The organism is Candidatus Omnitrophota bacterium (genome assembly GCA_014728045.1).
In the GTDB taxonomy this organism is placed as follows: Bacteria; Omnitrophota; Gorgyraeia; order Tantalellales; family Tantalellaceae; genus WJMH01.
The window spans coordinates 88,331-104,626 of record WJMH01000012.1; the positions used below are offsets into that span (position 1 = coordinate 88,331).

17 protein-coding genes are annotated in these 16,296 nt (G+C 52.0%); all 17 read left to right on the forward strand.

Translation table 11 applies throughout. The features are described from left to right. Nucleotides 1-116: 116 nt before the first annotated feature. Nucleotides 117-2,258: a copper-translocating P-type ATPase gene (locus GF409_04195; protein ID MBD3426415.1), complete on the forward strand. Its 2,142-nt coding sequence runs from the start codon at nucleotides 117-119 to the stop codon at nucleotides 2,256-2,258. A gap of 134 nt (nucleotides 2,259-2,392) precedes the next feature. Further along, a complete protein-coding gene (locus GF409_04200) occupies nucleotides 2,393-3,211 on the forward strand; it encodes a transketolase (protein MBD3426416.1) in 819 nt (272 codons plus the stop codon). A gap of 14 nt (nucleotides 3,212-3,225) precedes the next feature. After that, the gene (locus tag GF409_04205; GenBank protein MBD3426417.1) at nucleotides 3,226-4,176 is read left to right on the forward strand and encodes a transketolase family protein; all 951 of its coding nucleotides are present in this window, start codon (nucleotides 3,226-3,228) and stop codon (nucleotides 4,174-4,176) included. A 51-nt stretch (nucleotides 4,177-4,227) separates the two neighbouring features. After that, complete coding sequence (locus GF409_04210; GenBank protein MBD3426418.1) at nucleotides 4,228-4,797, forward strand: HPF/RaiA family ribosome-associated protein; 570 nt, start codon at nucleotides 4,228-4,230, stop codon at nucleotides 4,795-4,797. A gap of 8 nt (nucleotides 4,798-4,805) precedes the next feature. Next, nucleotides 4,806-5,534, forward strand: coding sequence for an MBL fold metallo-hydrolase (locus GF409_04215; GenBank protein MBD3426419.1), 729 nt, complete (start codon nucleotides 4,806-4,808; stop codon nucleotides 5,532-5,534). A 198-nt stretch (nucleotides 5,535-5,732) separates the two neighbouring features. After that, nucleotides 5,733-6,425 carry a phosphoribosyltransferase gene (locus GF409_04220; GenBank protein MBD3426420.1) on the forward strand — a complete coding sequence of 231 codons (693 nt, stop codon included), beginning with the start codon at nucleotides 5,733-5,735 and terminating at the stop codon, nucleotides 6,423-6,425. Beyond that, nucleotides 6,361-6,819, forward strand: a complete 459-nt coding sequence (locus tag GF409_04225; protein MBD3426421.1) for a hypothetical protein — start codon at nucleotides 6,361-6,363, stop codon at nucleotides 6,817-6,819. The genes GF409_04220 and GF409_04225 overlap by 65 nt, the downstream gene beginning before the upstream one ends. Then, nucleotides 6,819-7,478 carry a hypothetical protein gene (locus GF409_04230; protein MBD3426422.1) on the forward strand — a complete coding sequence of 220 codons (660 nt, stop codon included), beginning with the start codon at nucleotides 6,819-6,821 and terminating at the stop codon, nucleotides 7,476-7,478. Before GF409_04225 ends, GF409_04230 begins: the two co-directional genes overlap by 1 nt. Nucleotides 7,479-7,588: 110 nt before the next feature. Further along, nucleotides 7,589-7,960 (forward strand): hypothetical protein, encoded by a 372-nt coding sequence (locus GF409_04235; protein ID MBD3426423.1) that lies wholly within the window; start codon nucleotides 7,589-7,591, stop codon nucleotides 7,958-7,960. Between the two features lie 190 nt (nucleotides 7,961-8,150). Next, complete coding sequence (locus tag GF409_04240) at nucleotides 8,151-8,600, forward strand: GNAT family N-acetyltransferase (protein ID MBD3426424.1); 450 nt, start codon at nucleotides 8,151-8,153, stop codon at nucleotides 8,598-8,600. Between the two features lie 19 nt (nucleotides 8,601-8,619). Beyond that, nucleotides 8,620-8,910 (forward strand): coiled coil domain-containing protein, encoded by a 291-nt coding sequence (locus GF409_04245; protein ID MBD3426425.1) that lies wholly within the window; start codon nucleotides 8,620-8,622, stop codon nucleotides 8,908-8,910. A 29-nt stretch (nucleotides 8,911-8,939) separates the two neighbouring features. Continuing rightward, entirely contained in the window at nucleotides 8,940-9,563 is a 624-nt protein-coding gene (locus tag GF409_04250) for a DUF502 domain-containing protein (protein ID MBD3426426.1), read from the forward strand. A gap of 32 nt (nucleotides 9,564-9,595) precedes the next feature. Next, on the forward strand, nucleotides 9,596-11,848 hold the full coding sequence (locus GF409_04255) for a hypothetical protein (GenBank protein ID MBD3426427.1): 2,253 nt from the start codon (nucleotides 9,596-9,598) through the stop codon (nucleotides 11,846-11,848). Beyond that, on the forward strand, nucleotides 11,845-13,134 hold the full coding sequence (locus tag GF409_04260; GenBank protein ID MBD3426428.1) for a glycosyltransferase: 1,290 nt from the start codon (nucleotides 11,845-11,847) through the stop codon (nucleotides 13,132-13,134). The genes GF409_04255 and GF409_04260 overlap by 4 nt, the downstream gene beginning before the upstream one ends. Further along, nucleotides 13,112-14,773: a phosphoenolpyruvate--protein phosphotransferase gene (ptsP, locus tag GF409_04265; GenBank protein MBD3426429.1), complete on the forward strand. Its 1,662-nt coding sequence runs from the start codon at nucleotides 13,112-13,114 to the stop codon at nucleotides 14,771-14,773. The genes GF409_04260 and ptsP overlap by 23 nt, the downstream gene beginning before the upstream one ends. A 43-nt stretch (nucleotides 14,774-14,816) precedes the next feature. Beyond that, nucleotides 14,817-15,905: a peptide-methionine (S)-S-oxide reductase MsrA gene (msrA, locus tag GF409_04270; GenBank protein MBD3426430.1), complete on the forward strand. Its 1,089-nt coding sequence runs from the start codon at nucleotides 14,817-14,819 to the stop codon at nucleotides 15,903-15,905. Beyond that, nucleotides 15,902-16,216 (forward strand): hypothetical protein, encoded by a 315-nt coding sequence (locus GF409_04275; protein ID MBD3426431.1) that lies wholly within the window; start codon nucleotides 15,902-15,904, stop codon nucleotides 16,214-16,216. The genes msrA and GF409_04275 overlap by 4 nt, the downstream gene beginning before the upstream one ends. Nucleotides 16,217-16,296 lie beyond the last annotated feature (80 nt).

A 16,296-nucleotide genomic window follows, 5' to 3' on the forward strand; every position in this document is an offset into this window, starting at 1 on the left:
AAGTGATCAGAATGGACTTACCGGACGGACTTTATATAAATAGCATGGAAATCCGGGATCTCTTGGGGTGAGGAGAAGTTGTATTTGTTTTTTTGTGATGAACTTGAGGAGTTAAAATGAGTGAAAAAGTAAAAGATCCTGTATGCGGCATGGAAATAGAGAAAAAAGAGGCTGTGAAGGCGGAAAAAGATGAGAAGACATATTACTTCTGCAGCGAGGACTGTAAGAAAGCTTTTTTGTCCGAAGGGGAAGAAGGCGGATCTGGTAAAGGGCACCAGCATCATGGAGAAGGTGACCACGCTTCGCACCACGCCCATATGGTGAAGGACTTCCGGAAAAGATTCTGGATCTCGCTGGGAGCGAGTGTGCCCGTACTGGTCTTATCGCCCCTGATCCAGTCGTTCCTGGGATACAGCTTGGAATTCACGGGTGATTCTTTAGTCCTTCTCGGCATTTCGACGTTCATTTATTTTTACGGCGGCTGGCCTTTTTTGAAGGGGCTTTTTGACGAATTCAGGAAAAGACAGCCGGGTATGATGACCCTGATAGCTCTTGCCGTTTCGGTCGCTTACTTTTACAGCGCATCGGTGGTTCTGGGCGTGAGGGGCAAGGTCTTTTTCTGGGAGCTGGTGACCCTGATCGATGTAATGCTCCTGGGCCACTGGATAGAGATGCGGTCGGTAATGGGCGCTTCAAAAGCCCTTGAGGAATTGGCCAAGCTTATGCCCCAGGAAGCCCATCGCCTGGAAGAGGGAGATTCAACGGAGGACGTTAAGATAGCGGAACTTGAAAAGGGTGACAAAGTGCTTGTCAAGCCCGGGGAAAAGGTGCCGGTTGACGGAAAGGTCCTGGAGGGCTCTTCCGACGTCAATGAAGCTATGCTTACCGGCGAATCTAAACCCGTTGACAAAAAGAAGGGGGATAAGGTGATGGGAGGGTCCGTCAACGGAAGCGGTTCCCTCACTGTCAAGGTGGAGAAGACCGGCGAGGACTCCTATCTTTCTCAGGTCGTTGATATGGTTAAAAAGGCCAGCGAAAGTAAATCCAGGGCTCAGGGTTTCGCCGACAAGGCCGCTTTCTGGCTTACCGTGATAGCCATAACCGCCGGGGTGTTAACACTGGCCGGCTGGCTTATCTACGGCAAGGAATTCGTTTTTGCTCTTGAACGCATGGTGACGGTGATGGTCATTACCTGTCCCCACGCTCTGGGGCTTGCCATACCGCTGGTGATAGCGGTCATAACCGGGATCTCCGCGAGTAACGGTCTTCTTATCAGGAACAGGACGCAGTTCGAATCGGCAAAAGACCTCCAGATGATAGTTTTTGACAAGACCGGAACGCTTACAAAGGGCCAGTTCGGTGTCTCCGATATTGTTTCCGTCGGCGAGTGGGACGAGAATGATCTCTTGGCCAGGGCGGGCGCAATTGAAGTGAACTCCGAGCATACGATAGCCCGGGGTATAGTGAATAAGACCAAAGAGAAGGAGCTTTCGCTGGAAAAGGCTGAAAAGTTCAAGGCCCTTCCGGGCAAAGGGGCCAAAGCCCTCGTCTCCGGAGAGGAGATCTATGTGGGTAACAGGGGTGTCCTCAAAGAAGCCGGAGCAGATCCGGGAAAGGCCGATAAAGAAGCTGAGCGGCTGGCCTCGGAGGGTAAGACAGTGGTATTGGTCGCCTCCGGCGGAAATGTGCAGGGAGTGATAGCGCTTTCTGACGAAATAAGGGAAGGCTCCAGGGACGCGGTAAAGGCCCTGAAAGAACGCGGGCTGGAAGTGGCGATGATCACCGGGGACAATGAACAGACCGCAAGTTACGTTGCCGGCGAACTGGGTCTGGATGATTATTTTGCAGAGGTCCTGCCGGATAAAAAATCCGAGAAGATAAAAGAGCTGCAAGATCGGGGCAAGATGGTAGCAATGGTCGGTGACGGCGTTAATGACGCTCCCGCGCTGGCTCAGGCCGATGTAGGTATAGCAATAGGCGCGGGTACGGATGTCGCGGTGGAGTCGGCCGATATCGTGCTAGTTGAGAGCGATCCGGGAAGTGTTCTTGATATCCTTTCGCTGTCGCGCATTGCACGGAGAAAAACAGTGCAGAACCTGGCGTGGGCTACCGGTTATAATATTTTCGCTATTCCGCTCGCCGCCGGAGTTCTTTACGGGTACGGCATAATACTGCCGCCGGCTGTCGGCGCGCTTATCATGTCTATGAGCACGGTGATAGTCGCGGTCAACGCCAAACTCGTTTCATTCAATAAATGATATCTGGCCGTACGCGTCACTCGCGAGGTCTGTTCTTACTACATTAAATATTTAACTATTTGTTCGGCAGATGATAGAATAAAGCCGCTGTCCGGACCCGAAGGGTCACGTAGTGTTCAAAGGGGTGTTACTGAATGAATAAAAAGGACTTGGGCGCGTTAAAGGAAAAGGCGCGGCAATACCGGAAGCAGATCCTCAAGGTCGTATCCGCTGCCGGCAGCGGACATCCGGGAGGGTCCCTCTCAGCAGTTGAGATACTCACCAGCCTTTACTGCTACAAGATGAGGCACGATCCCGCGCGGCCCGGCTGGCGCATGAGGGACAGGTTCATCATGTCCAAGGGGCATGCTTCACCGGCTCTATATGTCACGCTGGCGGACCGGGGGTTTTTCTCCGAGGAAGAACTGGCTACATTCAGGAAGATCGACAGCCGTCTTCAGGGGCATGTGCACACGAGCGTTCCGGGTGTTGAGCTTTCAACCGGGTCCCTGGGCCAGGGGCTTTCGGTCGCGAACGGTGTCGCCCTGGCGGCCAAGATCCGGAAGAAGGATTTTAAGGTTTATTGTCTACTGGGCGACGGTGAGATCCAGGAAGGCCAGATATGGGAAGCGGCCATGACCGCGCCCCAGCATGAACTGGATAACCTGTGCGCGATCCTAGACGCCAATGGACTGCAACAGAACGAACCGGTCGCCAAGGTGAAGGACCTGGAACCATTGGCGGACAAATGGAAGGATTTCGGCTGGAACGTTCTGGAGGTTGACGGCCACGACCTGGGCGAGTTGACCGATGCCCTGGACCAAAGCGGGTTGGTCAAGGGCAGGCCCACTTTTATCATTGCCCGGACGGTCAAGGGCAAGGGGGTTTCCTTCATGGAGGGTAAGACCGAATGGCACGGTAAAGCGCCCGAAAAGGAGGAGCTGGAAAAGGCTCTCGAAGAACTCGGGTTTTAGCGGGAAGGTACCGGATGGAACAGAAGAAAGCTACAAGGGATGCTTTCGGGGAAGCTATTCTCCGGATGGGCAGGGAAAACGAGGATATCGTGGTGCTTTCGGCCGATCTTGAGGATTCGACGCGGACAGAATCTTTCAAGAACGAATTCCCCGAAAGGTTCTTCAATCTAGGCATAGCAGAACAGGACCTTTTGGGTACGGCCGCGGGGCTTTCCATGGAAGGCCTAATACCCTTCGCATGTTCTTTCGCGGTTTTTATCACTAACCAGGCTTACGGTATACTCCGCATCTCGATCTGCTATGACAACAGGAACGTTAAGATCATCGGTTCCCATGCAGGTATAACCGTGGGTCCTGATGGGGCGACCGCCCAGTGCCTGGAGGACCTGGCGATAACCCGCGTTTTGCCGAACCTCACGGTTCTCTCGCCCTGTGACGCGGTAGAGGCGACCAAAGCGACAGAAGCCATGGCAGGTATAAGAGGTCCGGTTTATATGCGTCTTGGAAGAACGGCTTTTCCGGTGATAACCGCTGAGCGGGACGCGTTCGAGATAGGTAAGGCCAACGTTATGCGTGAGGGTAAGGATGTCGCGGTGTTAGCAACAGGGCTTATGGTATCGGAATCACTGAAGGCGGCCCGCATGCTCTCCGAGGAAGGTATTGAGGCACGGGTTATCAATATCCATACCGTTAAACCCATTGATGAGGATGAGATAATACGCGCGGCCCGTGAGACCGCAGCGGTGGTAACGGCAGAAGAGCACCAGGTGCACGGAGGTCTGGGCAGCGCTGTCGCGGAAGTACTCGCCTGTCATTCCCCGGTCCCGGTTGAAATGATAGCGGTCAGGGATATCTTCGGCGAATCGGGGCAGCCGGAAGAACTTCTTGCTAAATACCATCTTACCGACACGGATATAGCCGAAGCCTGCAGGAGGGTTCTCCGGAGGAAGAAAGAAATTGGATAAATCGAGCGAGGTCCAGTTATTAAGCTGAACGGAATGTAATCGGAGGTGAAAATGAAAGTTCCTTTACAGATCAGTTTCAGAGGTATACCCGCCAGTGATGATATCAAGGCCCTGGTGGAGGAGAAGACGGGCAAACTGGAAGAGGTGTGTGACCATATCAATAGCTGCAGGGTCGCCATTGAAAAGACGCAGGAGCACCAGGAAAGAGGAAACCCCTACAGGGTGCGCCTTGATATCACCGTCACGCCCGGTCATGAAATAGCCGTAAGGAGAGAGCCCAGCAGGGGGGACCTTCATAAACCTCTTGAATTCGTCGTCCGTGACGCTTTCCACGCCGCGCGGGGACAGCTGATCGAACTTACCGACCGCCAGAGGCGCGAGGTGAAAACCCATCCGCACCAGCAGGCCAACGCGCTGGTCTCCAAGGTCTTCACCGACCAGGGATACGGTTTCTTGGAGACTATAGACGGACGGGAAATATATTTTCACCAGAACAGTGTTCTGAATAACGGTTTTGAACGCTTGAAACCGGGGACCGCTGTTCGTTACGTCGAGGAAGAGGGCCAGAAGGGGCCCCAGGCGAGCACGGTGCATATCATTGAACAGATATCCGACCTTTAATCTCAAATATGAAGATAAGATTTCTGGGCACCAGAGGCTATATAAAGCCCCGGTCGTCATCGCATAAGATGCACAGCTGCATGATGGTGTCCTATTACACTACACGCCTTTTGGTGGACTGCGGCGAGGACTGGCTCGGACGGGTTGAGGAACTCTCCCCGGACGCTATAGTTCTCACGCACGCGCATCCTGACCACGCGTGGGGGCTTAAACGATGTGCGCCCTGCCCCGTGCATGCTACCGCCGAAACCTGGGAGGAGATTAAGGATTTTGATGTCGCAGAGAATAACCGCAGGAAGATCTCCCCTGGAAGGAAGAAGACCATTGGCAGGCTGAGCGTTAAAGCTTTTACCGTCGAACATTCCACGCGCTGCCCCGCGGTCGGATACAGGATAGAAGCGGGTGATAGCAAGATATTTTACGCGCCCGATCTGGTCTATATCCATGACAGGGAAAAAGCGCTTAAGGGGATAGATCTTTACATCGGTGACGGGGCCACCCTCAAAAGCCCAATGGTCAGAAAAAGAGGGAACAGGCTCATCGGGCATGTTCCGGTTAGAACGCAGCTTACCTGGTGCGCTAAGGAAAATGTCCCCCGAGCAGCTATCACGCACTGCGGCTCCGGTATCGTTAAAGCCGACCCCCGAAAGCTCGCCAATGATCTGAGAAAAATGGCTGATGAAAGAGGCGTCGAAGCTTTTATAGCAAAAGACGGCATGGAACTTGTGCTGAGGTGAGCGGTATCGTCCCTTCCCGGAAAGAGGTGCTTTACCCCCCAGGAGTATTCCGGCGCGCGGTAGAATAAAGTCAGTAAAAAGTGGATTCTGCCAATTGCCTGCGGGTAAGTAATCTATAATAATATTATTAAAAGATTTTCAGCGGCGGATTGATCATTTTGGGATGTTAACGGATCTATCGATAGGGGTGTATAAGGGATGAAAGAGAATATCAAGATAGTTCAGCACGGAAGCGGGACGTTTTCCGACAGAAGCCATGCGGGCAAGATGCTGGCGGAAGCTCTAAAGGATTACGATCTGGAGGATCCGTTGATATTGGGCATACCAAGGGGCGGAGTGGTAGTGGCCGAGGAAGTTGCCGATTCGCTCGGTTCGCAACTCGATATAGTCCTTTCGAGCAAACTGGCAGCACCGGTCAATCCGGAACTGGCCATCGGTGCCGTCAGTGAAACCGGAAAGGTATTTATGGATCCCCGCCTCTCTTCGAGAGAATGGCCCGAAGGGTATATCGAGTCGGAGAAGAGAGAAAAAATGGGAAAGATCGAGCGCCGCAGGGAGATTTTCCGTAAGGCAAGGCCCAAAGCGCGGATGGAAGGAAGGACCCTGGTGGTGGTCGATGACGGCCTGGCCACGGGTTCCACGATGGAAGCGGCTCTGTGGGGAGCACGGCAGGAAAGGCCTTCAAAACTCATAGCCGCTGTTCCCGTCGCATCGGAAAGCGCCCTGGGAAGGATAAGCGAGGCTGCCGACCAGGTCCTGTGTGTCCGCCTTCCGAGCCTCTTCATGGCGGTAAGCCAGTTTTACGCGAACTTTCCGCAGACCACCGATGAGGAAGTTATTGAAATACTCAAAAAAGCTAGTACGAAGGAGAAGAAAGGCAATGGACCTTGATAAGAGGGCAATGGATATTTTCAGGAGGACCGGATACGCATTTATAGCCACTTCTTCCAACGGAGTTTCTCACCTGGCCGTTACAAGCGGACTTGATTTCACCGGTCGAGGCGGAATAGTGGTAAGTGAATGGTTCTGCCCGAGAACTCTTGAGAACCTGGAGGTTAATCCCTGGCTCTCTATCGTTATTTGGGACCCCGAGGAGGATAAGGGGGTACAGATATATGGACGCAAAAAAGATCTAAAGGAAACAGAGGTGCTTGACGGTCAACCGGCGACGATGGAGAGGAACCGGCATATTCCGCAAGTCAATAGCTCCCTCTCCATAGAGGTCGAGCGCGTGAGCGAATTCGTCAAAGGACCGCACAGTGACGACCGTATAAGGGGGAAGTGATGAAAAATAATATAATAGAGATAAATGTCGATAAGGGCGTGCTCAAGGGCGAATTGAACATACCGGAGAGAGCCCGACAGTTAATACTTTTTGCGCACGGAAGCGCCAGCGGATGGCAGAGCCCGAGGAACAGACATGTTGCTTCCCGTTTCCAGAAGGAAGGATATGCCACCTTGCTTTTTGACCTTCTTACCGGAGAGGAAGCGCGTGAGGATGCGGTAAACGCCAATTTCAGGTTCAATATAGCTCTTTTGTCGCAGAGGATGAAACAGGCCACGCGGTGGGCATCCGCTTTGCCGGAGGCTTCCGGTGTGGAGATAGCCTATTTCGGTTCAAGTACGGGTGTAGCCGCGGCTATAATCTCTGCTGTCGAGCTTGAAGGGAAGATCACCTCTCTGGTATCAAGAGGTGGAAGGTCCGATATGGCAGAAGAACATTTACCGAACCTTAAAAGCCCCATTCTTTTCGTGGTAGGAGGCAATGACCCCGTGGTGATGGATATTAACCGCAGGTCCGCCAAGAAGTTGACCTGCGAAAACAGTATAGAGGTAATAGAAGGGGCATCCCATCTATTTGAGGAGCCCGGGGCGCTGGACAGGGTCGCGGAACTGGCAGCCGACTGGTATGCTCGGCACCCCGGGACCGTAAAGAGTAAATAACACGCTTGGAACCGGGAAAATTCTCCGGTGTCTAAGAGGATATCGATAATATGCTTTTTCCGGTATCCGCCTTTGCGAAGAAACCGGAACAAAAGAAAAGGAGCGTTCTAATGAAGAATAAGTTTTTTATTTTGGTATTCATAATAGCTGTAATGGTCGCGTTCTTGAGCCCGGCGGTGATTTCATCAGCGGACGATGATTCATCAAGGCTCCTGAAAAGAGGACTTTTGGGGGCCGGAGCAGGCGCGGCGGGCAGCGCCGCCGGCGGCGGCAACGTCGGCACAGGTGCTTTGGTCGGAGCGGGAGTGAACGTTGTCGGAGGAGCCTTGCTGGATTCAATGACCGGCGAAAAAGTAAGGGACGCCGACGAAGTTCAGAAAATGGATCCCCAGGCCGCCTACAAGAGGGGATACAAGGACGGTTACAATAACGGCTACAAAGCGGGCTACAAAGAAGGTATACAGGAAAATATGCCGAAATAGGTTTAGTCTGGCAGCTTACGGGTGAAAGGATCCTGAAGTATTACCCGGCACGGCCGCTTCTGTCCGGAAAAGCTCATCCGGAACGTGCTTTCCAGATGTTAAACTTGACAGAACTGGCCTGCCCATTATAGTTAATATTATGGGAAGGGCCCCCATTATTTATTTCGGATGCGGGTAATAGACGTAATATATGGAGAAAGATAAATTCAATATCACAGAAGCTGTGGTCCGGAGGGCTGATGCCGGGGACCAGGAATACATAAACGAGAAGCTTGAAAAATATCTTTTGGATCGGGAAGACCCCGATTGGCGCAACTTCTATGTGGTCAAATATAAAGATAGAACCGTCGGTTTCGGAAGGATTATAGATCACGGTGCGTATCTGGAACTTGCTTCTATCGGGGTGGATTATTATTTTCGGGGAAAAGACATAGGGACCAGATTGACAAGGTTCCTTGTAAAAGAGGCGAAGAAAACGGCGCCTGGTAAGGAAGTTTATCTTGTAACGCACATACCGGGGTATTTCAGAAGGGCCGGCTTCAAAGAAATAAAAGGCCCGGGTCCCGAAGAACTGGAGTATAAGCGCCATAATAAATGCAAGCTTGACGCTTCGCGGATTAAGATCATGAAACTATCCTGAACCGGCAAAGGAGGTCGATATGGGTTTACGCGAGGAACAGAAAAACAAGGTCGAAGCTCAGATCAAGGAATGGGACGCCAAGATCGAAGAACTCAAAGCTAAAGCCGCACAGGTCACATCCGATAACAAGATCGAATACTTCAGGCAGATAGAAAAGCTGGAGAACAAGAGGGACGCGGTAAAGAAGGATCTGGAGGAAATGGTCTCTTCGGGTGAGGACAAGGTGGAGCTGTTCAAGGAAAAACTTGATGCCGCCGTGGAGGAGGCCAAAGGCATACTGGAAGGTATCGCTTCAATGTTCGGCAGGTGAGCGCACCGTTCATCATCCGGGGATTTATCATGGTACAAGATAAAAAAAGCACTTTTGGCACAAGATTGCGCAGGTACCTGATCTCAGGTATCGCTACGGTTCTGCCCCTGTTTATAACCTTTTACATAATAGGGTTCCTATTTCACCTAGCCAACAGGTTCATGGGAAGATATATCAACGATTTTCTCGTGGCGAATTACGGATTTTCAATACCGGGACTGGGGTTGTTGCTTCTTGTTGCCGTAACGGTATTTATCGGGGCTTTCGTGAGCAATTTCGTAGGGCGAAAGCTTTTCAGCCTTGCTGAAAGATTCTTCTACAAAACCCCGGTCGTGGCGAACATATACCCATCGGCCAAGAAACTTTCCGACTTTCTTTTCAAGGAGGAAGAAAAAAAGAAGTTCAGGAAAGTGGTGCTGGTGGAATATCCCGCACCAGGTTCTTATTCAATAGGATTTCTGACCAATAAGGGCATAGATGAGTTCAACCGCAAGACCGGCAAAGAGCTGATCACGGTACTGGTGCCGCTATCGCCCATGCCGTATTCCGGGCTGCTTCTTATCTTACCTAAAGAAAAGCTGCTGGAAGTGGATATGACGATAAACGAGGCCCTTAAACTGGTCGTTTCCAGCGGAGTTGTTGTCCCTGAATAAATAAAGCCCTGAAAAGCTAGAAAGGTTTAAACATGTGGACGAAATGGCTTCCATGGAGACTCATAATAAGGATATTGGCCAAGGAGCACGGGTTTATAGACCCGTTCCAGCTTCTCTCGCGTCTTACCACAATGGCGCAGCCTTCGGAAGTTCTGGCGCCGGTGGAACTCTTGCGTCTTGCGGCAGTACTTCATGCCAGGGGGCTTATAAACAGCCAGGTCATACAGAATAACCTTGACTGGTTATGGCCTTACTGGGTGCAGAAACAGTTCGATCCCGCCAGCAGGTCATTTGTCCCGAGAGCTTTTTCCCTTACGCATATCAATCTCACTCACAGGAACTGGACAGCCGTAGGTATACCCGGCGTGGAACAGATGCCTATAGTCGACCCCAGGGGGCTGGTAACCCCTCTTTATGACGGGTGGTCCATTGACAGCTGGCTTGTTGGCGAAGACGGCTACAGGTTAGTCCCTTCAAGAGCGCTCCGGGTGTGCCAGAAGCTTGAAATGCTGGAGAACCTGTCGGTCATGACCGATTCCGTGGAGGGGAAGAACTACCTCACCCAGAGGGTGGAGGTCGAGAACGAAAAAGGAGAGAACATTTGCAGGATAAGGCTCACTGGCAGCACTGAAAAGGAAGCTTATCTTGTGGTCTCCTTGAGGCCCTGTAACCCGGAAGGTATAAGCTTTATTCACGAGGTATCCATGATCCCATCGGGATGGCTGGTCAACAAGAAGAACAGGATCGTTTTCGAGAACACACCGGACGGCCGGATCTTCTCCGAATATGCCCGGGGGGATGTTTTCAATGATCTATTCAGATGGGACCAGAAGCAAAATATAACCTGTAATGTGGGGCTCTGCACCGCCGCGGCGCTTTTCAAGATCGAACCCGGCGGTGAAAGAGATATAACCGTGAGCGTGCCTCTGGGAGAGGAAGAGGACAGATCCGGTAAGGGCGTTGGGATCATCCAGGAAAAATGGAAGGATACTGTCTCGGGGGTCACCAGACTTGAAATTCCCGATGAAAAAATAAAATATCTCTATGATGCATCAATAAGGAACCTCATACTGCTTTCTCCTGAGAAGATCTACGCGGGTCCCTTTACCTATAAGCAGTTCTGGTTCAGGGACGCGGCCTACGCTCTTAACGCCATGCTGTCGGTGAACCTGAAAGAAAGGGCGCGTAATATCATTGACGCTTTTCCAAAGATGCAGACCCCTACGGGTTATTTCAGGTCCCAGGACGGCGAATGGGATTCCAACGGGCAGGTCCTCTGGTCGATGAAAAGATACTCGGAACTTACCGGCAGGGCGCCCGAAGAGTCCTGGCGCAGGTCCATAGCCAGCGCCGTCAGGTGGATACACCGGAAAAGATCATCCAGGAAGCAGGATCCCAAATGCTCGGGGCTTTTCCCCGCGGGTTTCAGCGCCGAACATTTCGGTCCGAATGATTTTTACTACTGGGACGACTTCTGGGGAGTGGCGGGCCTCGAGGCGGGAGAGCTTATGGCCGGGATGACCGGCAACAAGGCCCTTGCCGAGGAGTGCCGCGTTGAAAAGGGATCTTTCCTCAAGGCGATAAACGAAAGCATCTCCAAAACGCAGAAGGAAGAGGGCATATCGACCGTTCCGGCCTCTCCCTTCAGGCGCATGGATTCAAGCGCAGTGGGTACGATGGTCGCGGGTTACCCCCTTAAGATATACGGTCCGCGGGAGAAGGCCATACTGGATACCGCTGATTTCCTCATTGAAAAGGATTTCTTGAACGGGCTTTTCTTCCATGAAATAGCTCATTCGGGTGTGAACATATATTTGAGCCTGCAGATAGCACAGGTCCTCCTGAGGGCGGGGGATACAAGGTTCATCGGCATCATGGACGCGGCAGGCGAGATCGCCTCCGACACCGGCCAGTGGCCCGAAGCCATACATCCCTGGACAGGCGGGGGATGCATGGGTGACGGACAGCATTTATGGGCGGCCGCAGAGTGGGTGATGATGGTACGCAACTGTTTCATAACAGAAGAAAAGGATAAGCTCGTCCTCTGTTCCGGGATCCGGGACGAATGGCTGGCCGAGGGCAACAGGCTCTTTTTCGGACCCGCTCCGACGCCTTTCGGAGATTGCAGTATAGAGATCGCCTGTTTCGGGGGAAAGATCAGCGTAGGACTTGACGCGGACTGGCGGGGGAAGAGGCCGGAAGTGGAAGTACGGTTACCCGGCCGGCCCGCCGTGCACATGGGCGAGGGGAGCGATACCGTCCAGATAGAGGCAGGTGCGGAATGAACATACTGATGATGACCAATACATACGTGCCCATTGTGGGCGGTATAGAACGGTCAATCGAGGACTTTTCCTCTGAATACCGGTCCATGGGACATAAGGTTCTCATAGTCGCCCCGAGTTTCAAAAATATGCCTGAAGAGGAAGAGGGGGTCTTTAGGATCCCCGCCATACAGAACTTCAACGGAACCGATTTTTCGGTAGAGGTGCCTGTTCCCGGAAGATTGGAAGGTGTGCTTGAGCGGTTCTCTCCTGATATTGTCCATTCGCACCATCCTTTTCTCGTGGGTGACACGGCCCTGAGGATATCCGCCAATCGCAAGATACCCATAGTTTTTACTCACCACACGCGTTATGAGATGAACACACATTATGTGCCCGGTGATTCGGAGGCTCTTAAGAAATTCGTCGTGGAGCTCTCGGTCGGCTATTGCAATCTTTGCGACGAGGTGATAGCGCCCAGTGAAAGCATAGAAGATCTTTTGAGGGAGCGCGGCGTGGAGACGGAAATAGTTACCATACCAACCGGCATAAAAGTGTCTGAATTCTCCCGAGGTGACGGGGATGCCTCCAGAAAGAAGCTCGGTATACCGCCTGAAGCCTTCTGTGTCGGATACCTGGGCAGGATAGCCCAGGAGAAGAACATGCTTTATCTGATGGATGAGGTCGCGCCTTTTCTGAGTGATGAGGCGCGAGCGCATTTTCTGCTCGTGGGTGGCGGGGACCTTGTTGATGAACTGAAGGAGAAGGCTCGCAGCATGGGTATTTCACAGAGGACGCATTTTGCGGGTTTACTCAAAGGGCAGGATAAGATCGATGCATATCATGCCATGGATGTACTGGTCTTCTCCTCCAAGAGCGAGACGCAGGGGTTGGTCCTTGCCGAAGCCATGGCCTCGGGAGTGCCTGTTATAGGGATCGACGCCCCGGGAGTGCGGGAAGTCATAGATTCCGGGAACAACGGATTTCTGGTGGGGAACGGCGAAAGAGGCTCTTTCGCGGGGAGGCTCAAAGAGTTGCTTGAAATGGATGAGAGAAGCAGGGATTCTTTCCGCAAAGCCGCTTTTTCAACGGCTGAGAAGTTCGCTTACACGAAAAGCGTCGAAAGGACCCTGGATACATATAAGCGGGCCATAGCGCGTAAACGCCCACGCAGGAATACTGACCGGAGCACGTGGGCTTCTTCAAAAAGAGCGATACAGAAAGAGATGCAGATAATAACCAACGTGGTCAAATCCGCGGGGGCGATATTCAATCCCAAAAAGGATGAACATGAAGCCGGAAAGTGACAACGGACAGAAAATACTTAAAGGAAAAAGTATCAGTAAAGGATATTCAACAGGCAGTGCTTTTCTCTACCAGGACATTCTTTCAAGGAACCTCCATTATTACAGCATAGAGAAGGAGGATGTCTCCAGGGAGCTCGCCAGGATAAAAGAGGCCTTCGGAAGAGTTCTTGAGGACATTGAAAGCCTGGAGAAGAACGTTAAGGACGAGCTTGGCAGGGAACAGGCGGGTATCTTTAAAGCCCACGCTGAGATACTCAAGGACAAGGTTCTGCTCGAAGACATAGAGAAGGAACTTAAGACCGAACTGGTGAACGCAGAGCACGCCGTAAAGAACGTTTTCCGAAGGTGGGCGAACAAGTTCCGCGCCGCCAAGAACGAAATGGTGAAGAGCAAGGCGGAAGATATGGAGGACCTGAGCAGGAAGGTCCTTTGCTCTTTCATGAGATGCGAAGTGAATATCCTGGAGAACATACCGCCGGGAAGCGTGATAGTGGCCAGGAGGCTACTGCCTTCCGATACGGTCAGGCTAAAAAGAAAGAACGTGAATGGCATAGTGGTCGAACAGGGAAGCCCTGTTTCCCACAGCGCGATCATAGCCAGATCGCTGGGTATACCCGGGGTCGCCGAGGTAAAGGGTGCTTTGGGGGAGATAAATCGCGGCGATGAACTTATCCTCGACGGGTATAAAGGTACGGTGATAAAGAACCCAACCGGCAAGGAAAAGACTTTTTACGGGGAAGTGATCGATAAAGAGAAAAAAGTGCAGGAAAAGCTCATAAAAAAAGCCGGGAATATAGCAAAAACACGCGACGAAAAGCTCATAAAGGTCTATGCTAATATCGCTTCTGTTGAAGATGTCAAGGTGGCGGTGAGCAGGGGCTGCGACGGTATAGGCCTGTTGAGGATAGAGCAGCTTTACATGTATTCCAAGATACTTCCCGATGAGAAGTATCTGGTCAAGAACCTTTCAAGGATACTTAAACCCGCAGAAAATAAGCTCGTCACTCTGAGACTTCTGGATATAGGCGCTGATAAGCAGCTGCCATATATCGACATAGAGGATGAGCCCAGCCCAGTACTGGGTCTCAGGGGCGTCAGACTGCTTTTAAAGTACAAGAACCTGCTAATGACACAGCTGAAGGCCGCGTATATACTATCCAAGGACCACCAGATAAGGCTTCTGGTTCCGATAGTCACGTTCCATCAGGAGATAGAAGAGCTCAGGCAGATCGCCACTGAATGCAAGAGGCAGTTGAAGATCCGTTATGGCCTGAAGCGCAAAGATATCCCCATAGGGGCCATGATAGAGACCCCGGCTGCCGTGGAGAACATAGAAAAGATCGCCGATGTTTCCGATTTTCTGAGCATAGGCACCAACGACCTTGTGCAGTACTCGGTGGCGGCGGGGCGGGACAACCCGAACGTGTCGGAGTATTACGAAAAAGGGTCTGACCTTGCAATGAAATACATACACAGGGTACGCAGATCAGCGGCGAGGCATGGAATAGAATGCAGCGTCTGCGGGGAGATGGCCAGTGAACTGAAATGGATAAAACCGCTTATCGATGTCGGTATCAATGTCCTGAGCGTTTCCCCTTATCTGATACCTTTGATAAAGGACAGTATAAGAAAGATATGAAGACCCTGCTATTAGCGGGAACCGCGAAGAATATGGAGGCCGGATGAATAGAAGCGCTGTTCGGGTGACGATCGGCATCCTGGGGGTGATCGCTCTTGTCGCCTTTTTTAACGGACGCCGGACCAATACCGCAACAGGTGGAAGGAGAGGGATTAATATGGATAAAGCGACTTTTGCCGGAGGATGTTTCTGGTGTATGGAGCCCGCCTTCGAACAGCTGGACGGGGTCTCTGAGGTGATCGCCGGCTATACAGGCGGCAGAGTGAAGGATCCCACTTATGAAGAGGTTTCCGGAGGGGACACCGGCCATTACGAGGCGGTACAGGTTATTTACGATCCTTCGAGAGTTTCATACCGGCAGCTGCTCGATGTGTTCTGGAAACAGATAGATCCGACCGATACCGGCGGACAGTTCGCCGACAGGGGAGCGCAGTATAAGACCGCCGTTTTTTATCATGATGAGGAGCAGAAGCGCCTTGCCGAAGAGTCCAGAGATGAACTTGAGGCCTCTGGCAAGTTCCAGGAACCTGTCGCCACGAAGATAATCGAAGCTTCCGAATTCTATGAAGCCGAGGAATACCACCAGGACTATTACAGGAAGAACCCGCGGGCGTACGGCTCCTACAAGAAAGGGTCCGGGAGGAAAGATTATCTTGAAGAGAAATGGGGAGGCGAGAAAAAGACCCGGGATTACGAAAAACCCTCGAAGGCTGAACTTAAGGAGAAGCTGACAGCTCTCCAGTGCAGTGTGACGCAGGAAGGGGCCACTGAAAGGCCTTTCCAGAACGAGTACTGGGACAACAAAAAGCCGGGTATTTACGTGGATGTCGTTTCCGGAGAGCCGCTTTTCAGTTCCCTCGACAAGTTCGAGTCGGGCACGGGATGGCCGAGTTTTACCAGGCCGCTGGAACCCGGTAACATCGTGGAGGTAGAGGATAGAGGCCTTTTGACCGTAAGGACGGAGGTAAGGAGCAGAAAGGCTGATTCTCATCTCGGTCATGTCTTCGAGGACGGTCCCGAGCCCACAGGTCTGAGGTACTGCATAAATTCGGCAGCACTCAGGTTCATCCCCAAGGAGGACTTGGAAAAAGAGGGCTACGGAGAATACAAGGAGCTGTTCGATCAGAAATGAAGAAATGCCCCCGATGCAAGAGGACCTATGACGCTTCTTGGGATGTTTGCCTGTACTGCCGCGAGGAACTCGCTCCGGCGGAAGAGATAGCGGGCGAATATTATCTGGGCGACCTGGTCTCGCCCAGAGACAGGTTCCTCATCGTCATGTATTCGCTTTTACTCATCCTGATGACGCCACTATTGATCCTGCTCATCTATATAACCTATTTCAGTAATCTGGAACTGGGTTTCCGCAAGAGCGAGGAGGGCCAGCTCCGCCAGGCCATTTATTTCGAGGAAGAGGAGGAGAAAAAGAAGGCAGATAAGTGAGGCGGCCTGAAATGGACTTCACGGCCATCAGGCGCGCAGTTTGTTCTTTATCCTTTAGCATTTATACATTATAATATCAA